This is a genomic window from Alteromonas sp. ABH2_165 (assembly GCF_056159945.1).
On sequence record NZ_JBSWWF010000010.1, the window covers coordinates 154156 to 171661 of the forward strand.

Annotated in this window: 12 protein-coding genes, 1 pseudogene and 1 other annotated feature; of the genes and pseudogenes, 8 read left to right on the top strand and 5 right to left on the bottom strand. The window is 39.4% G+C overall.

The annotated features are described in order from the left end of the window. Positions 1-19 precede the first annotated feature (19 nt). From ACXAFQ_RS18840 to ACXAFQ_RS18865, 6 genes are all read left to right on the top strand, one after another. Positions 20-1009 (top strand): DNA-directed RNA polymerase subunit alpha, encoded by a 990-nt coding sequence (locus ACXAFQ_RS18840; RefSeq protein ID WP_474824949.1) that lies wholly within the window; start codon positions 20-22, stop codon positions 1007-1009. 41 nt (positions 1010-1050) lie between these two features. After that, complete coding sequence (rplQ, locus tag ACXAFQ_RS18845) at positions 1051-1446, top strand: 50S ribosomal protein L17 (protein ID WP_474824927.1); 396 nt, start codon at positions 1051-1053, stop codon at positions 1444-1446. Between the two features lie 368 nt (positions 1447-1814). Further along, positions 1815-2840, top strand: a complete 1026-nt coding sequence (locus tag ACXAFQ_RS18850) for a coiled-coil domain-containing protein (protein WP_474824928.1) — start codon at positions 1815-1817, stop codon at positions 2838-2840. Positions 2841-2925: 85 nt separating this feature from the next. Beyond that, the gene (locus ACXAFQ_RS18855; protein WP_474824929.1) at positions 2926-3738 is read left to right on the top strand and encodes a Stf0 family sulfotransferase; all 813 of its coding nucleotides are present in this window, start codon (positions 2926-2928) and stop codon (positions 3736-3738) included. Positions 3739-3794: 56 nt separating this feature from the next. Continuing rightward, entirely contained in the window at positions 3795-8318 is a 4524-nt protein-coding gene (locus ACXAFQ_RS18860) for an alginate lyase family protein (RefSeq protein WP_474824951.1), read from the top strand. Positions 8319-8345: 27 nt separating this feature from the next. Beyond that, positions 8346-9947: a sulfotransferase domain-containing protein gene (locus ACXAFQ_RS18865; RefSeq protein WP_474824930.1), complete on the top strand. Its 1602-nt coding sequence runs from the start codon at positions 8346-8348 to the stop codon at positions 9945-9947. Positions 9948-9990: 43 nt separating this feature from the next. Here ACXAFQ_RS18865 and ACXAFQ_RS18870 read toward each other — a convergent pair whose 3' ends face one another. From ACXAFQ_RS18870 to ACXAFQ_RS18885, 4 genes and pseudogenes are all read right to left on the bottom strand, one after another. Then, a complete protein-coding gene (locus ACXAFQ_RS18870) occupies positions 9991-10737 on the bottom strand; it encodes a hypothetical protein (RefSeq protein WP_474824931.1) in 747 nt (248 codons plus the stop codon). Between the two features lie 295 nt (positions 10738-11032). After that, on the bottom strand, positions 11033-11791 hold the full coding sequence (locus ACXAFQ_RS18875; protein ID WP_474824932.1) for a hypothetical protein: 759 nt from the start codon (positions 11789-11791) through the stop codon (positions 11033-11035). Continuing rightward, positions 11788-13018, bottom strand: a pseudogene (locus ACXAFQ_RS18880) (IS3 family transposase). Before ACXAFQ_RS18880 ends, ACXAFQ_RS18875 begins: the two are co-directional and overlap by 4 nt. After that, positions 12610-12740 (bottom strand) — a sequence feature (AL1L pseudoknot). (Overlaps the previous pseudogene by 131 nt.) Continuing rightward, positions 12945-13235 carry a transposase gene (locus tag ACXAFQ_RS18885; protein ID WP_474824933.1) on the bottom strand — a complete coding sequence of 97 codons (291 nt, stop codon included), beginning with the start codon at positions 13233-13235 and terminating at the stop codon, positions 12945-12947. Before ACXAFQ_RS18885 ends, ACXAFQ_RS18880 begins: the two are co-directional and overlap by 74 nt. Positions 13236-13368: 133 nt before the next feature. On the opposite strand from ACXAFQ_RS18885, the gene ACXAFQ_RS18890 reads away from it, so the two are divergent. Both ACXAFQ_RS18890 and ACXAFQ_RS18895 read left to right on the top strand, forming a co-directional pair. Continuing rightward, the gene (locus tag ACXAFQ_RS18890; RefSeq protein ID WP_474824934.1) at positions 13369-15309 is read left to right on the top strand and encodes a hypothetical protein; all 1941 of its coding nucleotides are present in this window, start codon (positions 13369-13371) and stop codon (positions 15307-15309) included. A gap of 114 nt (positions 15310-15423) precedes the next feature. Continuing rightward, the gene (locus ACXAFQ_RS18895) at positions 15424-16299 is read left to right on the top strand and encodes a glycosyltransferase (protein WP_474824935.1); all 876 of its coding nucleotides are present in this window, start codon (positions 15424-15426) and stop codon (positions 16297-16299) included. Here the strand turns inward: ACXAFQ_RS18895 and ACXAFQ_RS18900 are convergent. Further along, positions 16296-17471 (bottom strand): alginate lyase family protein, encoded by a 1176-nt coding sequence (locus tag ACXAFQ_RS18900; RefSeq protein WP_474824936.1) that lies wholly within the window; start codon positions 17469-17471, stop codon positions 16296-16298. The two genes, ACXAFQ_RS18895 and ACXAFQ_RS18900, sit on opposite strands and share 4 nt — an antisense overlap. Between the last annotated feature and the right edge of the window lie 35 nt (positions 17472-17506).

Genomic DNA, 17506 nt, shown 5'->3' on the forward strand with positions numbered 1-17506 from the left:
AGCTAACTAAAGAGGAAGCATTGTGGGTTCTGTGACTGAATTCCTGAAACCGAGATTAGTTGAGATCGAAAACGTTTCTCCTACTCGTGCCAAAGTAACTTTGGAACCACTAGAGCGCGGCTTTGGCCACACTCTGGGTAACGCCCTTCGCCGCATCTTGCTGTCATCCATGCCTGGATGTGCGGTAACTGAAGTGGAAATCGATGGCGTTTTACACGAGTACAGCACCAAAGAAGGTGTTCAAGAAGACGTAATCGAGATTCTGCTGAATCTGAAAGGTTTAGCGGTTCGCCTGGAAGGTAAAACTGAGGCAACCCTGACATTAGTGAAATCTGGCGCTGGCCCTGTTGTTGCTGGTGATATTCAGCATGACGGTGATGTAGAAATCGTTAACCCTGACCATGTTATCTGTACTTTAACTGGCGAAGCTGACATCAGCATGCGCATTAAAGTAGAAACTGCTCGTGGTTACGTGCCTGCTGCTACTCGTCGCTCCTCCGAAGAAGATGATCGTCCAATTGGTCGTTTGTTAGTTGATGCTTCATACAGCCCGGTTGAACGTATTGCTTATTCTGTTGAGTCTGCACGTGTTGAACAACGCACAGACTTAGACAAACTGATCATTGATATGGAAACCAACGGTACATTGGATCCTGAAGAAGCGATCCGCCGCGCAGCCACTATTCTGGCTGAGCAATTAGATGCCTTTGTTGACCTGCGTGATGTTTCTGAACCTGTTCAGAAAGAAGAGAAGCCGGAATTCGATCCGATTCTCCTGCGCCCAGTTGATGATCTGGAACTGACAGTACGTTCTGCTAACTGTTTGAAAGCAGAAGCTATCCAGTATATTGGTGACCTGGTTCAGCGTACTGAGGTTGAGTTACTTAAAACGCCTAACCTTGGTAAGAAATCGCTAACTGAAATCAAAGATGTTCTAGCATCTCGTGGACTTTCTCTGGGCATGCGCCTGGAAAACTGGCCACCAGAGAGCATCGCTGAAAAAGATTAATCAGGTTTTTATCAAACTGATTTGTAGAGAAGGATAAAACTATGCGCCATCGTAAGAGTGGTCGTCAGTTGAATCGCAACAGCAGCCATCGTCAAGCTATGTTCAAAAACATGGCCGGCTCACTGGTCAAGCACGAAGTGATCAAAACGACGTTACCAAAAGCGAAAGAATTACGTCGCGTAATCGAGCCTTTAATCACACTGGCAAAACAAGACAGCGTTGCAAACCGCCGTCTGGCTATGGCTCGCACAGGTGATAAAGAGGTTGTAGGTAAACTGTTCAACGAGCTTGGTCCTCGTTACGAAGCTCGCCCAGGCGGTTACACTCGCATTCTTAAATGCGGTTTCCGCGCAGGCGACAACGCCCCAATGGCGTTCGTTGAGCTGGTAGACCGTCCTGAAGTTGAAGCTGAAGAAGCTGAAGCGACAGAAGAGTAAGAGATTACTTCATCGATTTATCGATATTAAAAAACCCCGCGAAAGCGGGGTTTTTTGTTTCTATCAATTTAGTTCCATGGAAGTTTTTACTGGCAAGGCAAAAGTATAGTAAGATAAAACAACCTTTAAGGTTAGTGTTGTCCAAGAAATAGAATATCATCATTCTCTCGAAGAGTGCTAACTAGGCATAATTATATAAGATGCTTCTTTATTTAAATAGCTATCTTTGATACACAATTCATTATTGATACCAAGGCTAAGTACTGAGTTATCAACATAAAAAAACTTCTTCTGATATCCTAACTACTCGAGTGGGATGAAACTGATTAATCATAGATATAGAAAATATAAAACGTAGGTTGAACGCAATGAGTTCAGAAGCAAATACTAAGGACATGAGCAAGTTACAGTCCGAAATAAAACAGTTAAACACGAAATTGACCGATACCTTAAGGAAGCTACTGGATAGAACTAGGTTATTTGATAATGTTAGTCTTGATTTGCAGGAAAAGAAGTTCGAGTGTTTAAGCCTAAAATCAGAGCTAGACAGCCTTGCTTTAAAAAATGATCAGTTTGAAAAAACTTCTAATGAGTTAGAAACCGCAAAGGCTGAATTACTAGCTGCTAGCAAAGAACTAGAGCTAAGTAATGAGAAGATTGCTAATACTACCTCTCAACTAGAAAAATTAAATATTGAGTACAATAAGCTAAGAAACGACTATGACAAGTTAAACTTTGATTACGTTGATTTGCAAAAAGAACAGATCAAAAAGAACGATGAAGCTGATTCAATAAGAGGTAATCTTTCACTAGTAATTGAGCAGCTCTTGATCTTCCAAACACGATATAAGGAACAGAAGAGAGAGCTGTTTCTAGCAAAAAAAGAATGCCGTCAGATGAAAGATAGCCTTAAAAAATCTAAAACCCTGATCGCTAAATTAGAAAAAAATTCTATCGAATTGTCTAGTTTAAAAAAACAAAGTAAAAATTTACAGTTAGAATTGAAGAACTCTCGCTCGATGTACGATGATGTGATAAATCTGATACTCTCGGCCAAAAAAGAAAAAAAAAGAAGTCTGTCAACACACCTGAGTAATATAGTTATTCCTTCTAAAAGAAGGTTTGCGTCGTTGATAAATATACTTGAAAATACTAATTACTTTAATGTTAACTTTTACCTGAGAAACAATCCGGATGTTGCTCTTAGTGACTTCTCTGCCGCGGAACACTTTTTGTTATATGGTGCGGATGAGATGCGCAATCCTAGTGAAAATTTTAATTGTAAAGAATATTTGGATATGTATCCAGATGTGGCTTCTTCCAAATTAAACCCACTAATTCATTATCTTCTATTTGGTAAAGAAGAAGGTCGTAAACCTTTGAGAAAAATCTAGATCCTTATGATATTTTTCAAAATAAAAGTATACTGTTCAGAAGTAAGTTTAAATAATAAAAAACAGATATTGGAGGCTTCCGTCGATGTATAGTGTAAAAATGGAAGGCCCGGTTTGGGATCAAGATACTTTATTTAATCTCAAAGATGATAGATTTCAAGAAATAAATCTACCTGAAGAAGACTTATGTAATCAGAAGTATGACCTTAACGGAAATAAATTAAAAAAAGTTTTGCTAATATTATCATCACCACGGTCTGGTAGCACTGCTTTATGTGATTATTTATATAAAAACAACCACTGCATTGCGCATGAATATTTCCAACCATTCCAATACATGCCTGTGCTAGCGAAAAGATGGAACTCTGAAGTTGAAGGTTACTTGGAGCCTCAGAAATATTTCAGAGCACTGTGTTCACACAGAGTTAATGAAAATGGGGTTTTAGGCATTAATTTGCACGGCTCTCACTTGAATGTTTTTTCTTATTTTATGTCATTTATTAATGACGAAATTGATACAAATGCAATTATCTTAAAAAGAAAAGACAGGATATTACAAGCCGTTTCTTACTACATCGCGTCGGAAACGCAAAATTGGAGTTCTCATTTTAGGTCTGAGAAATCTGTGCCGAAGTATTCTTTCGACTTAATTACCCAGAAGCTTGAGTCTATTCTCACACAAGAACTTAACGTTGATAACTTTGCATCAAAATCTAATTTTCCAGTCAGAACAGTTTATTATGAAGATTTATGTGCTTCTAAGGTTGATTTTGATAAAAGCTTTGAGGTTCAAACTGGAATTAGTCAAATAGATTTAAAAGAAGCTTCTTTGCAAAGGCAATCTCAGTCTATTAACGATATTTACGCCCAGCGTTATCGAACTGAATTGGGTATTTAGTTATCAGCGATATATATATCGCCAAATTTTTTACAAGAGAGACGTTTGTGGCAATTATGAGTGAAATTTCACGTATTGAATTTAATAAAGCTAAAGAGCTATTGACAAAGCTAAAGTTTGGGGGGGCTGCTCAAGCATTTAAAGAAGCATCGAGTGTCGGTCATGATAAGGAATTGTGTGTATATAATGCAGTCTTATCATATTTATTAAACGGCAATAATGACCTCGCAGATGCAGAAATGTACAGGGGGCTAGAGAAATTTCCAACTAGCGTTCTCCTCAATGCTCTTTACGACACCACACAGCAAAGCTTTTTGAGTAACCATGATGGGCCAAGGCTATCTATAATAGTCCCCGTATATAACTCTGGAGCTTACCTTGAAGAATGTCTCTCTAGTATTATTTGCCAAACTTTTGTTGATTTTGAGTTACTCATAGTCAATGACGGCTCTTCAGACAACTCAGCTGCTATTATTGCAAGTTTTATGGAAAAGGATAATAGAATTAGGTTAATTTCTAATCCTTCACCTAGTGGTAATCCAGGAAGCCCAAGAAACCAAGCTCTCAATATTGCCACAGGTTCATATATAGGGTTTGTTGATAGTGACGATTGGATTGAGCCTGATTATTACGAAAAGCTTATGAACGAGGCGGACGCAGTGAAGGCTGATATTGTTTTCTGCTCCGGGTTTATAAACCAGCATGGTTCTGAAGAGCGAAAGAGAAAATATTCTAATAAGTGTCTTTCTAATCTTGGTACACCACTTTATAAGTACCATGAAAGCTTTATGATTTGGGACAAAGTTTTTAGTTCTAGGATTATTAAAGCATTTAATCTTCGTTTAGGAGAAACTAAAGCCGCAGTAGATGTGCCATTTATCATACAGGCTTACTATTACGCTCACAAAACCAGTGTTATTACAGATGCTGATGGTTATCACTACCGAAGAGAAAGTACTTCCTCTGTCACCGTCAATTATCGAAAATCTTCGGACTGTCATTTTGAAATTGCTGCCTTCGAAAATGTTAGCCGGTGGGAAAAAACCGAAAACGTGGCTATAGAATACTCTAAGCAAATTCAATATCGAAAGGTAAATAGTTTCATATATACCTTAAGCGTAATAGCACCGAAGATGTTTGATGCTTTTTATAAAAAGGTAAAAGATATTTTTACTGATATCGACGAGGACATCGTCTATCTTTTTTCCAAGGAGACTGGGAAAGAGCATGTTCTGAAAAAATTTAGGCACGTAATAAAAAAAGATGCTAATAGCTATAAAACTGCCTATCGCAAAGATATAAAGAAGTCATCTAAGAAGGCTGACATAAAAAAGAAACCGACTCCAATTATCGATTTGTGTTCTTTCGATGTAAAAGGCTCGAATAAAGGCATTATGTTTTTCCCGGATTGGTCTGCTAAAAATCCATATCAAAAATTACTATATGCGGGTATTGCTGATAACTTTAATGTCAATGTTAAAGGGTTTAAGGAATCATACCTGACGAAAGAGTTGTTAGAGCAGGGGAAAGAAGAATTCGATTGCATACATCTCCATTGGTTACATGTTCATATAGATTTTTCACGAGATGATGGAGCCAATCAGTTCATAGATACAATCAACTATGCAAAGTTGCTTGGTTATAAAATTCTTTATACAGCGCATAATATTATCTCTCATGACTCAGATAATACCGCGTTAGAGTTAAAACTTCGACAAGAAGTCATAGGATTATTTGATCATATTCTTGTTCACGGCCAACTTGCAAAAACTAGGATCATAAACGAGATAGGTGCTGATCCTGCCTGTGTATCTATTGTCCCACACGGTTCATACGAAGGGTACTATCCAAATTTTAGTGATAAAGAAATCGCTAGGAAACAATTTTCTTTACCTTCAGATGATTTTGTTTATTTATTTTTCGGAAATATAAAAGGCTATAAAGGTGTCGATAAGCTTTTAGAGGCTTACGATATGGTGTACAAGAAACACCCTAATAGTAAGTTAATTATAGCTGGCCGAATATTCGATTCAGATGCCGGTGAACTCATTGCTAAATATTCCGCCACTAATCCAACCATCATTTGTAAGCCTGGATTCATAGAAGAGAATGATGTTCAATACTATTTTAATTGTGCGGATGTAGTTGTATTACCGTATAAGAAAATCCTTACTTCCGGTGCAGCTACACTTAGCTTCGCGTTCAAAAAAAGAGTTATCGCGCCAAAAACCGGCTTGTTACCGGAACTTATCGAAGATGGAAAGCAAGGGTTCCTTTTCGATGATTTTTCTCATATGGAATCGTTGATGCTGGATGTCCAAAAGATTCCTGATCTGCAAGATCCATCTACAGATTTTGATGAGCTAAATAAGAATTTGCTTTGGAGCAACATTACAGGTAAGGAGCCTTTCAACAAGTTGTTCAGCGACAGCAGTGATAAAAACAAATTGGAACCAGTTTCCAAAGAAAATCTGTATGCGCTTATACGAATTCTTGGTAATGATTTGCCTGAAAGACACGCACCAGATCAAACCTTCCGAAATTTAGAATTCACTTTAAAACATGAAACAGATTTTAATGGATGTATTAAAATTTGGATTCTCAACAGGATTATTGATGCTGATAAGAGTCTTAAACTGAAAGCACTCTTGGAAGAGTATGGAAAGGAATATGTCGAGATACCTTATGATCCAGCTGAATTGGTTGGCGAGCCATTTTGTTTTGAAGATCTTCCTGTTGATGAGTTCATTTTTACCCCTGAGTTTGAAGCGCTTTCCGAGCGAAATAAGGTAATTGTTGAAACTGCGATACTGAAACATAAAAATAATTACATTATGAATAATAATGGGGCGCGGAATAAAGCACTGGAAATTGGTAAAATAAAAGCCAAATGGGTATTCCCTTGGGATGGTAATTGTTTCCTCACAGATAAGGCTTGGGGATCTATAGTCGCATCTTTACAAAATCGTGAAGATGCGAAGTACCATATCGTCCCGATGGATAGGGTTTTGTCAAATCAGGATTTGTTAAGTAGCTACTATTCGCCTAAACCTCACGAAGAACCACAAGTTATATTTCGCGCAGATGCCAAAAAAACATTTGATGAAAATCTGATGTACGGATTAAAGCCTAAAGTTGACTTGCTTAAACGGCTCGGAGTTCCTGGTGTGTGGGATCAGTGGAAGAATTTGTACCCTTGGAAGAAACATCTTATTGAATTTGACAGCGCTACTTATAATTATGCGTGGAGTGGCTGGACGGCAAGACTATTCTCGGGAAGCCAAGGTCAAGAATTAGACTCCCATGAGAGAGCTGTAAACCGGGAAAAAGGGATAGTCAGTTATATCAAGACCCACGATAAGGAAGAAATATTCAAGTGTTTTGATAAGGATCGCCTTGCCTACTACAACGAAGAACTTTTGTTGAATCTGCAAGATAATAATTCGTTGTATCCGGCGCTGAGTTCATCCTTGTCTATCTTAAAGGAAAATGCCTCGAGTTTTTTACAAAATAACTCTTATTCTGTTGTTACTAAAACTACGATTCCCCCAAGCGGCGATGTTCATGATTACTGGCATCCTGCACCTTATGCCTGGCCTAATCCTGATACAGCTGACGGACTTCCATATATCTACAAAGACGGGCAAAGGGTTCCCGGGACAAGGATGTATGAAGAGGCGAGCGTAAAGTATGACCGAACTTCATTACAAAAATTGTTTGATGAAACCACAACATTAGCATTAGCTGGCCTCATTTTCTCTATTGAAGAATATACTATAAAGGCATATGAGCATGTGAAAACATGGTTCATCGATAGCGAGACAGCTATGAACCCTAATTTTAATTTTGCACAAGTAGTCATGGGTAAGAATGAAAATAAGGGCACAGCATCAGGACTGATTGAAATGAAAGATCTGTATTTCTTTCTTGATGCAATCAGGCTTGTTAAACAAAGTAACTTCTGGACTGAAGATGATAGTGATGCTATCAACGCGTGGTTCACGAATTATTATAAGTGGCTAAATGATAGTCAGCAGGGTCAGCAAGAGCTTCGTGCTAAAAATAACCACGGTAACGCATATGATCTACAGACTTTTTCTATTGCTTCTTTCCTCGGCATGGAAGACGAGATGTATGAAATCTATAAAAGGTCTTCCAGTCGTATAAAGTCACATGTACTTCCTAATGGTTTACAGCCGCATGAGATGACGCGTACGACAACGGCGCACTATACAGCATTTAACTTACATTTATGGTTAGGGCTGGATACGCTTATAAAGAATACAATCGGAGCCTCGTTTTTGACGACTAAGCAGCACTATGGAGATGAACAGATAGTGGCTCTTGAAAAAGCTGCTGAATGGGTATTATCGCATGGTGTACTTGCTGAGTGGCCTTATAAGCAAATCGACCATTTTGATAAGAGCAGATACGACCATATTTATAATACCCTAATTTGCTCCGGTAACAGCGCGATGAAGAGATATAGTTCCTTCTACAAAGATCTAGCTAACGCTAAGGATCTTTACTTTCCACATGATGGTATTGCGCCTTATTGGAAACTTGGATTAGATTTTTAATAGCTTAATAATAAGATTTTTATTTTCATGAAAAAAAGAATATACCTTCACGTAGGGCTTCCAAAAACTGCCACAACATGGCTGCAAAAAACAGTGTTTCCAAATTTAAATTTAAAACTAGTATTATGGCAAGAGGAGCAGTATCAACCAGTTATAAAAAGTTTGCAGGCTTTTTATAGAGGAAATAGTTTCGACTCAAAATCTATATCAAAGAAGCTACTCGCTTTGCTCAACGATGATCCAAAAGTTAATACGTTACTCATTTCAAATGAAAATATATCGGTAAAGATCATAGACTTCTGGAATTTAGAAGCTGTAAATTATATTGATCTTATTGATCGTAGTAACATTTTAAGAAATGAGTTAGCTCTTCATGATGTACATTTATCAATTATATTTGTTTCAAGAGAACAACCTGAATGGCTAGCTTCAAGATATGCCGAGTCAGCGAAACGGCATGAGCATTTCTCTCAAAGCCATTTTGAGGAACTAGTCAAAACTGAAGAGTTCAAAGCGTGTGTAAGAGACAGTATTTTATTTTTTAGTGGTATCGAGAAGCACATAACTGCACATAAAATTCATAATTGGTTTCACTTTCTGCGGTATGAGGATTTTAAGTCAGATCCATCGGCCTTTCTGAATAAATTTACCGATATACTTGGTACTCCACTGACCTACGAAGAGAGTCTTCGGCTTCTTGGTCGTACTTCAGAAAGATTAAACGATTTAAAAGTTGATACAAATAGGTGGAGTTTAAAAGATAAGAAAGGTAAACCAAGTGACAAACAAATAGTTCTGAATGACAGTTTGAAATTGTATATCTCTAAACTTTTCGAAGAATCTTCATTACCTAATCCGCATCAAGAAAATAAACGAGTAATACTTGTTTTGTCTGTAGGACAGCGTCCTTGGTTGGCTTCTGTTCGTCGAACTTGGGAATCTTATGCAAAAAAATGTTCTGCAGATCTTATAATCGAAAAAGAATTGCCATATTTTAATGAATTCGAGTTGCCATCCCTTCCTGACAAACCTGGACGCCCGCATAAAAGAGCATATGCGGCAAAAGCTTACTTACCTTGGAAATATCTTACAAGCGGATACGACCAAGTATTAATGTTGGATGATACTTGTTGCATAAGCAAAGATGCTGATAGCATTTTTGATATAGCTCCCGATGATTCTGTGGTTTTAACTCCAACTGGTGTAGATCATGCAGTGGATTCATTTAGCTTTATAGTCGAAGAATCAAAAAAATCAGGCTTACCCAAACTGAAGAATTTCAATTCTGCCGACTATGGGAATACTGGTGTTGTACTTTACAACAAATGTGCAATCGAAGCTTTGGAGCCGGATAGAATTATAAAAGCTAGTAGGTTGCTATTTAACCGTAGGCCCCATCAAACTTTGTTTTATTATTTAATGAATCGCGGAAATGTTCCTATAAAAATGATATCCGGGTCCTTTAACAAAGTACCTGGTACAGAGATTGGAATGGAACTTTCTGAGAGAAAGAAGCTGAAAGAAATTGGAGACATGTTCGATACAGATATTCAGATATATCATGTTACTGGTTTAACAGATAACAGGCGTGACTTGATTGAAGATATAGTGAAGCGACAAGGCTTTTAACTCTCTAGATAAAGCCCGTATCTTTCTACGGGCTTGTCAATTTTTAAATATCTAATAAAGTAGATAATAACTTATATAAATGTTCCTTTCTGATAAATAAGCTGTCAAGTATGTGGTGGTCTGTTTTAGCAGGAATGAAAATTTGAGCCACCGTGCCTTTTGTCTCCTTGCTTTCGATAACTTCATTAATATCAAAATATTTAAATTTTCCTAAAGCCATTGATTTAATCGTTTTATTAAAATATATATGGTTATTATATCTTTCCAAATTTGAAGGAAATTTTTCCTCTAATATTTTCTGATATTTACTTATACTTCCTTTATCTTCTATATTCTCTGTTATTATTCTCTTTGTATACTGAATAGCCTTCTTTCTACTGTTAGTTAGCACAGATAAGTTAATTCCTTTTATGCAGACAGTATCGGGTGAAACCCCAAGTTCAGTAATTAAATTGTTAATTGTAAAAATATATTTCTCACATAAATCAAAGATATAATGAAATTCACTTATGTCTTGATTTTTAATGATTTTTTTGTAGTAAATTCCAAGTTCAATGTCTACTTGTCCTAAAGCAAAACATACGTAGTCTGGTTTATAGCTATGGAATTCCTCTAATAATTTTTGTTGAACATCTAAAGTACTCTTCCTCTTACCAAAACCGTTTATTGTAGCGCCATGGAGCAAAACCACCTTTATATCAATACCTTTCAAAGACTCGTGTATATCTAGTAACTCATTAGTTATCTTGAAATAGACGGAGTGACTATCTCCTAATACAAGTATTTTCATATGTCTGACCTATACAATGCTAATCGTATTACACGACCTTCGTGTTTTTTTGCTATTTGCGTGATGAAATCTAGGTTTAATTTGTCTTTTTTATTCAGCATGATAATTAAGCGCAGTTTATTGGGGGAGTCGCCCGCGAGTTAATAATTTAGGTCTGTTTCACTTTCAGAGTAGTTTAATTATATCAAAATTTATGATTAGACCTGAAAGTTGAGATGATAAAATTTAAAATTCCATTTTCTAAGCGGGTTGCCAGCATTTAATTTTAATTCGTGCCGAAATAATTTCACAGATTTTACCTTATATACGTGACACAACCGATATTTGGCATATCACCTATGGAATCTGTTCTTTCAGTCCATGGCTTAAATGGCCCTGTGTAGTTTAAAACGCAAGTCTTCCTCAGCAGTTCTTTGTAAACTTTATCTGACGCCAATCTCAAGAAACTCTCCTGAAAGTTAAAAGCACTCGAAACCATGCCGATATGGCCGCGCTTGTCTCCGAGATACTCACTAAGAAAATCACAGCTTACCAGCATCATGCATGAGTTAATTATCTTGATATGTTTGCCGTCGAACTGGCCGTCTTTCATTTGCAATAACTGTGAGTCAGTATCCCTTTGTCTTAAAGACTGCTGAAATTGTGGTCTTGTTACTAGGGGCTTATCGGGCAATGCCTCGAAAAGAGCCTGTATTGGATTGTTCACGATCATGTTTACGTCGAGAAATAGCAATTTACTCGTTTCTTGTTTTCTAAATATCGACCATTTCAAAAATGTACCTCTGTTCCAATCCGCCTGTTCTGGCCTTTTAACATTTTCCTTCCCCAGAGTGCAAAGTGTATCTTTTCGTTTTCCGTCTATCAGTGAAACCTTATCTGCGACAAGTTGCACAAAGCTATCTGAAAGCAGTTTTTCATCATCGGTATAGATAATAATAGGGTTATCAGAAAGTACGCCGCTACGGGCCATACTGCCGAGCATTACTTTAGAACAACTTAAATAGCCACTGTTGAATCGCTCCGGTAAATTCGGAGGCGGATTTGTTTGAGTCATGCTGCCGTATCTTCGGCTAATTGTCGATAATAGTTTTCCTCATATTTTAGTGGCGGGATATCACCGATAGAACTCAACAATCTTCTGTTGTTGAACCAATCAACCCAATCCAATGTGGCTAGTTTAACTTGCTCCAACCCTTTCCAAGGGCCGTCTTTGTGGATGACTTCTGTTTTGTATAAACCGTTTATGGTTTCAGCCAGGGCATTGTCATAAGAATCCCCAACACTGCCAACGGAGGCGCTGAAGCCAGCCTCATATAGTCTCTCTGAGTACCGGATAGAAACATATAGGCTGCCACGGTTGCTATGATGGATAACGCATTTCGGTTTCCCTCGTGCCCACAAAGCTTGCTCTAGCGCATCAAGAATCAGTTGGGTTTGCATGGTTTTCATGACACGCCATCCAACGAGTTTTCGCGAAAACACGTCAATGACGAAGGCCACGTAGACAAAGCCAGACCATGTGGCCACGTAAGTGATATCCGCAACCCACAGCTGATTTGGCCGTTGCGCTGTGAACTCCCGATTGACGAGATCCAATGGTTTAGCCGCACTCTCATCTGGGAGCGTCGTAATACAACGGCACCCTCGACGCACGCCTTGAATTCTCAAGACCTTCATCAGCCTCGCAACGGTACAGCGAGCCACAGTAAAGCCTTCTCGCTTCAATTGCTTCCAGACTTTCCTGACACCATAACATTAGCGGTTCTGTTGCCAGACTCGCATGATTTCAGGCTTTAAAGCTTCATCCATATGATAACGCTGGCATCGCTGTGCCGGCGCAGCATCCAGGGCTTTACAGCGATAATACGTTGATAGTGCGATCCGTAACACACGACAGATCGGCTCGACACCATGCAACACTTGATGCTTATCAATAAACTGGACTATTTCTTGGGTTTGTGCGCGTGGGTCACCCCATCGAGCTCCGCCTGCGCAAAAATGCGGCTGCCTTTTTGAGGATCTCGTTGGCTTGTTTAAGCTCTCGGTTCTCCCTTTCAAGCTATTGTATCTTTGCGCTGGCATCAGAAGTCACACCAGGCCTTTTACCTGAGTCTACTTCCATTTTATTAACCCACGCCCTTAACGTCTCAGGCGTGCAACCGATTTTAGATGAAACTGACACTAAAGCTGCCCATTTAGAAGGATGCTCATGTTCTGAGGTCGAAACCATGCGAACTGCTCGCTCGCGGACTTCTGGGGAATACGATACTCTTTTGTTCATAGGCTAATTCTCTCAAGATAATTATCCTCCGACAAATCCGGATTGATTCAGTACTGCCGCCGCGCTCTGCTTCAAGTTGCCTAAACCACTTGTGCATAGTATTTTCATGTACACCTACTGCGCGACCAACTTCAGCCATACTGTAACCCTGTTCAACTACCAGGCTAGCTGAGTCATCTTTGAATTCCGGACTTATTGATCGTCTTTGTCTTTTCATTGAACACCTCGATATTAAGTGTAATGCTACCACTTAAAATAATGTTCGGGTTTAGTCTGCCACTACAATTTAGTGTAAGGTGTGTTTTAAGACGGTTTAGTTGGTTTATTTCAGCAGTAATAAAGGAATGTGTATGTTTAATAGCTCAAGGATTGGGACTTTAACGAAGGCTAGCGCATTAGGTAGCTTTCTGATTGTAATCCTAACCGCTTGTAGTGGTGGCAGTGAAAATGAAGACACTTCACCATCTCAATTCTCAGTCGACGCAACTTATACCTCAAAACTATCGGAACCCACAATTTCCGACGAAATTACCGTTACAGGTGTTAATGCTAGTACCAGCATATCTATAAGTAATGGTGAGTATCAGATTAATGGTGGTGAGTGGGGGAGTTCAACAGGTTCCGTTTCAATCAACGACGTAGTTCGGGTGAAACTGACATCGCCTGATACCTATATATCAAGAAATGTTGATGGTGAACCCATTGACTCTTTCTCCGAAGCTATAGTTACAATCGGTGGCGTTAGTGCAGATTACAGAGTATACGCAGCTCAATACAGTGAAAGCGATATCACCCCCGAATCGTTAGAAAATCAGGAGTTGGACGAAGTCATTCCAGGCGATGTTATCAGTACTTCCGAAATTATTGTAAGTGGCGTTGATATTCCTGTTTGGGTAGTCATTGAAGAGGGCCTGATTTCAGTAAACGGCAACAGCTTCCAGAGCGGGTTGGTTGAGGTTGAAGAGGGCGATTCTGTTGCTTTTCAGGTCTCAGCAAGGGATGAATATGAATCGACCAATGGTGTCGCCTTTAAAATTGGTAGCCAGTTTGGATTAATCCGTTATACCACGTTTGCAGAATCTGATATGCCGGGGTTTGTAGTCATCAAGTCAAACTGTCATCAGGGCTATTGTTTTGAATATAGGGCTACCAGAGTCAATGTCTGGGCGATAAACGGGGAGGATGCAGATTCAGAATATTATTTGCCGGAAGATGGCACTGATTTACGTATTCCCGTCGAGCTGGGCGAAACCATAAGTTTCACTGTTTATGAGTTGGCTGAAGGAGAAGAACTGATTACATCCTATGTATCAGTTCCAGAAGGTCAATACCGTCCTTTCAGAGCCAGGCTACCGATTACTGATCCCAGTCTGTGCAAGAATCTAACCCTCAAGCTTGCTAACAGTCTGGGTAGTATATTTCGTCTTTCATCAGAGGCATTCACCTTTTTTGATGCGCCGAACAAAATTCTATCTACATCTATAGCCGGGGATGAAGCTGAGCTTTTAATTGCAACCTGCCTTAGTGACGAATTAGTTGTCAGAAACTACTCAAGAGAAGTGGATAGCTCGGGCAGATCATTCGACAAGCTTGTTGGTTACAGTTCAGTCAATGTTGCTGACTTGCAGGAAGGAGACACTAGAACTGCTGATCTAGCTGTACCTCTTTCATTGGAACTAAATTTAAATGAATATGTAAATGAAGTAGTTGTAAACAGCCAATCTTTAGAAAGACCTGCTTATCAAATAGAAAGCTATAGTAACGTTAACTTAGTATCTGAACCAAATAACGAGTTTAATATTTCGGCCTTGAACTTACCCGAAGCGGCTAATTGGATATCCGCTAGTAGCGGTGAAGGTTCTCTGCCGGAGAGATTCGTCCGAACTGTACATCAGCAAGTAGACAACACCGTTACTAAAATTTACGCAGAGTTAATGCCTTTGTCTGTAGAAATTGATACTACAGAGGGAAACTTCGACGGTAGTAGAATTGATTATATTTTGACAGGCGGAACCCCCGATTTTATTGAGCTGTCCATACATACCTATCATGAGGTGTTGAGTGGTTTTGAAGCTTCTCACCATTTAATTTTTGCGCCTTATAACGGGGGCGTCGTTGAAGTACCTGACGCACATGGATTGCACCTGGAGACGGATACTGAGGTTACTCTCGAACTAAATGCTATAGATTTTCCGGGCATAGATGGGTATGAGCAAGCTATTAGCAAACCTGTTGTCGAAGTTGAGCGGTACTTTGAAGCGAGCGACGCGGTAACTTTTGATTATCGGTAACCGAATGCTGTTGATTTGCTAAGGTAATGAATTGTTAGTCATGTAATGCAACTTCTTGTACGCTATCTAACGGTATGAGAAAACCAATTAAATATCCTAGTGAACGATTCATGAATGCGTTCAAGGGGGCAATTAAACGTTGCGGTTGATGCAGTTTGGACAAATGATTTTGCGTCTGCTATTTCGCAAACCATAAGGAAGGAAATGCTTAGTAGTAATCATATTATCGTGACTCGCTATAGTCTTAAGTCTAAGACCATGCTGAGTGGCGCGACACAGGACATTATTAAAGACGAGGAAACGCGCAGAAACTGGTTGGAACATCGAAATAATCTGTTTGAGCGATACTGCCTGCCCTCAATTGTGAATCAAACTATCAGACCTGCACTTTGGATCCTGCTCATGGACGAATCTGATGAATGGGTCAGCAAAAACGTAGGTCTGGAGAAGTATGAGTGGATTCGACCACTTTATATTCGTTCCGGAGATTCTGGTATCTCGGAGACGAAAAAAGTTATCAGGCAATTCGCTGGTGAAAATAGCTTTGAAAACTATAAAATTAGCAGGCTGGATAATGATGATATGCTGGCTTCTAATTTTATCGAAATGATGGCCGAGTATCCGGTAAATGAACTCATTCAAAAATCTACGTCAGCTAAAGAACCTTTTGCTATCGTTGCCCAACGTGGCAGTCGCTGGGACGGCAATAAAAACATTGTTTTTGATTTTCCAACCTGCCCGTTTATTACTTACTTATATAATGAAGCGGATATCGTATCGGGCAATTTTCCGCTTCCCATATCAATCAATCATACAAAAGTCAGGCAGCAACCTCATATGCTTACAAACACTATCGAGCCATTGTGGCTGCAAATTATTCACGACCAGAACCTTAAGAATCAGATGAAAGGAAAAGGGGCGGAGCTTCCGTCATTATCCCCTGAGCGTTTAAATGCAATTTTTATCGCAAAGGAAAAATTTCAATTTTAACTTCGGTAACTGTAATCGCTTGCTCTGGCATCATCCCTTTTATCTGAGCATACACTGTGCGTGAGGCTATCCCAAGACATGAAAAATTGAGTAAAACCGCCCGGATACCAGCTTTCATAGGCTTTTATGAAGCTGCCATAATTTGAATCGAGTTGCTCTCTCTCGATATAGTGATTGTACGCGATTTGATAATAGCCGGCTCCGTTAAGATGACTATTTTTGTAGGAGCCTTTTTTCAACCCTTTTGGTGACGGCCTCTCACCATTGAATAGTTCCGAAAAATGTTCGAGAACAACCATTAGTCGGGGCGCATTATTTTCATAGGAGATTGAATAAAGGTCGACATTGTTGTGCCATGCTATTTCTGCAGTTTGTACCCATGCGGTTAAAGTGTACTGAGGGTGCCAGGTGTCGCGAAGGTAATCAGCGGTTAACTCGCCTTTAGGTGTGCTAATGTCAGAAAAGTTTTGTTTATATTTATTGATCGCTTTCTTGAATCTTTTTTCATCTTCCAAATATACTGCAAGAGAAATTTCAGCGAGTACAGACGATGCGCCCCAGTTGCTACGTTTGTAGCCCTTTGATGCATAATTGCCTAGCCTTTCAGCAAAACGCCGAAATTCTCGTTTGTCGCCGTCGTCCCACTGAGCGATGCCTCCCTTGTAGAAAGTAACTATATCTGCTGCGCTAATCCAGATAGGAAGAGCCCACGATGCCTCAAGATAGGCCTGGTCGTCTGCACCTTTAGTGACTTCTATTTTTTTGAACGTTTCCGCCCAGTCAGACAGGATATTTTTCGCCTTAATTAAATAACGTTCATCCTTTGTTACCACCCACATAATAGCCAATGCTCTTGCAGCATGCGCGTCGCCCCGAAAGGCTTTCTCATATTTGTTTACTGTATAGGATTCAACGTAGACGGTTTCATAGGCATGATGCTCTCTTTGTAATGAAGCATGCTCATCTTCTGCCATTTTCCTGAATGCAACATCCTGTTCTTCGCAGCGCCTCTCAGCCAGAAAAGTCAACTGCTGCTGACTTGCTAAAATACTAGGGTGAGTAAATTCTTGAGCAGAACTAAGGCTGTTGAGCACACTGAGTAAAACAAGCAGTATCGCTAGGGTAAAGAAGGAGTGACGGTATCGCTTGATGAAAGTTGATTGTGAAGACATGGTTTACCTTAAGGATCTGGTGAGAAGCACTGGTT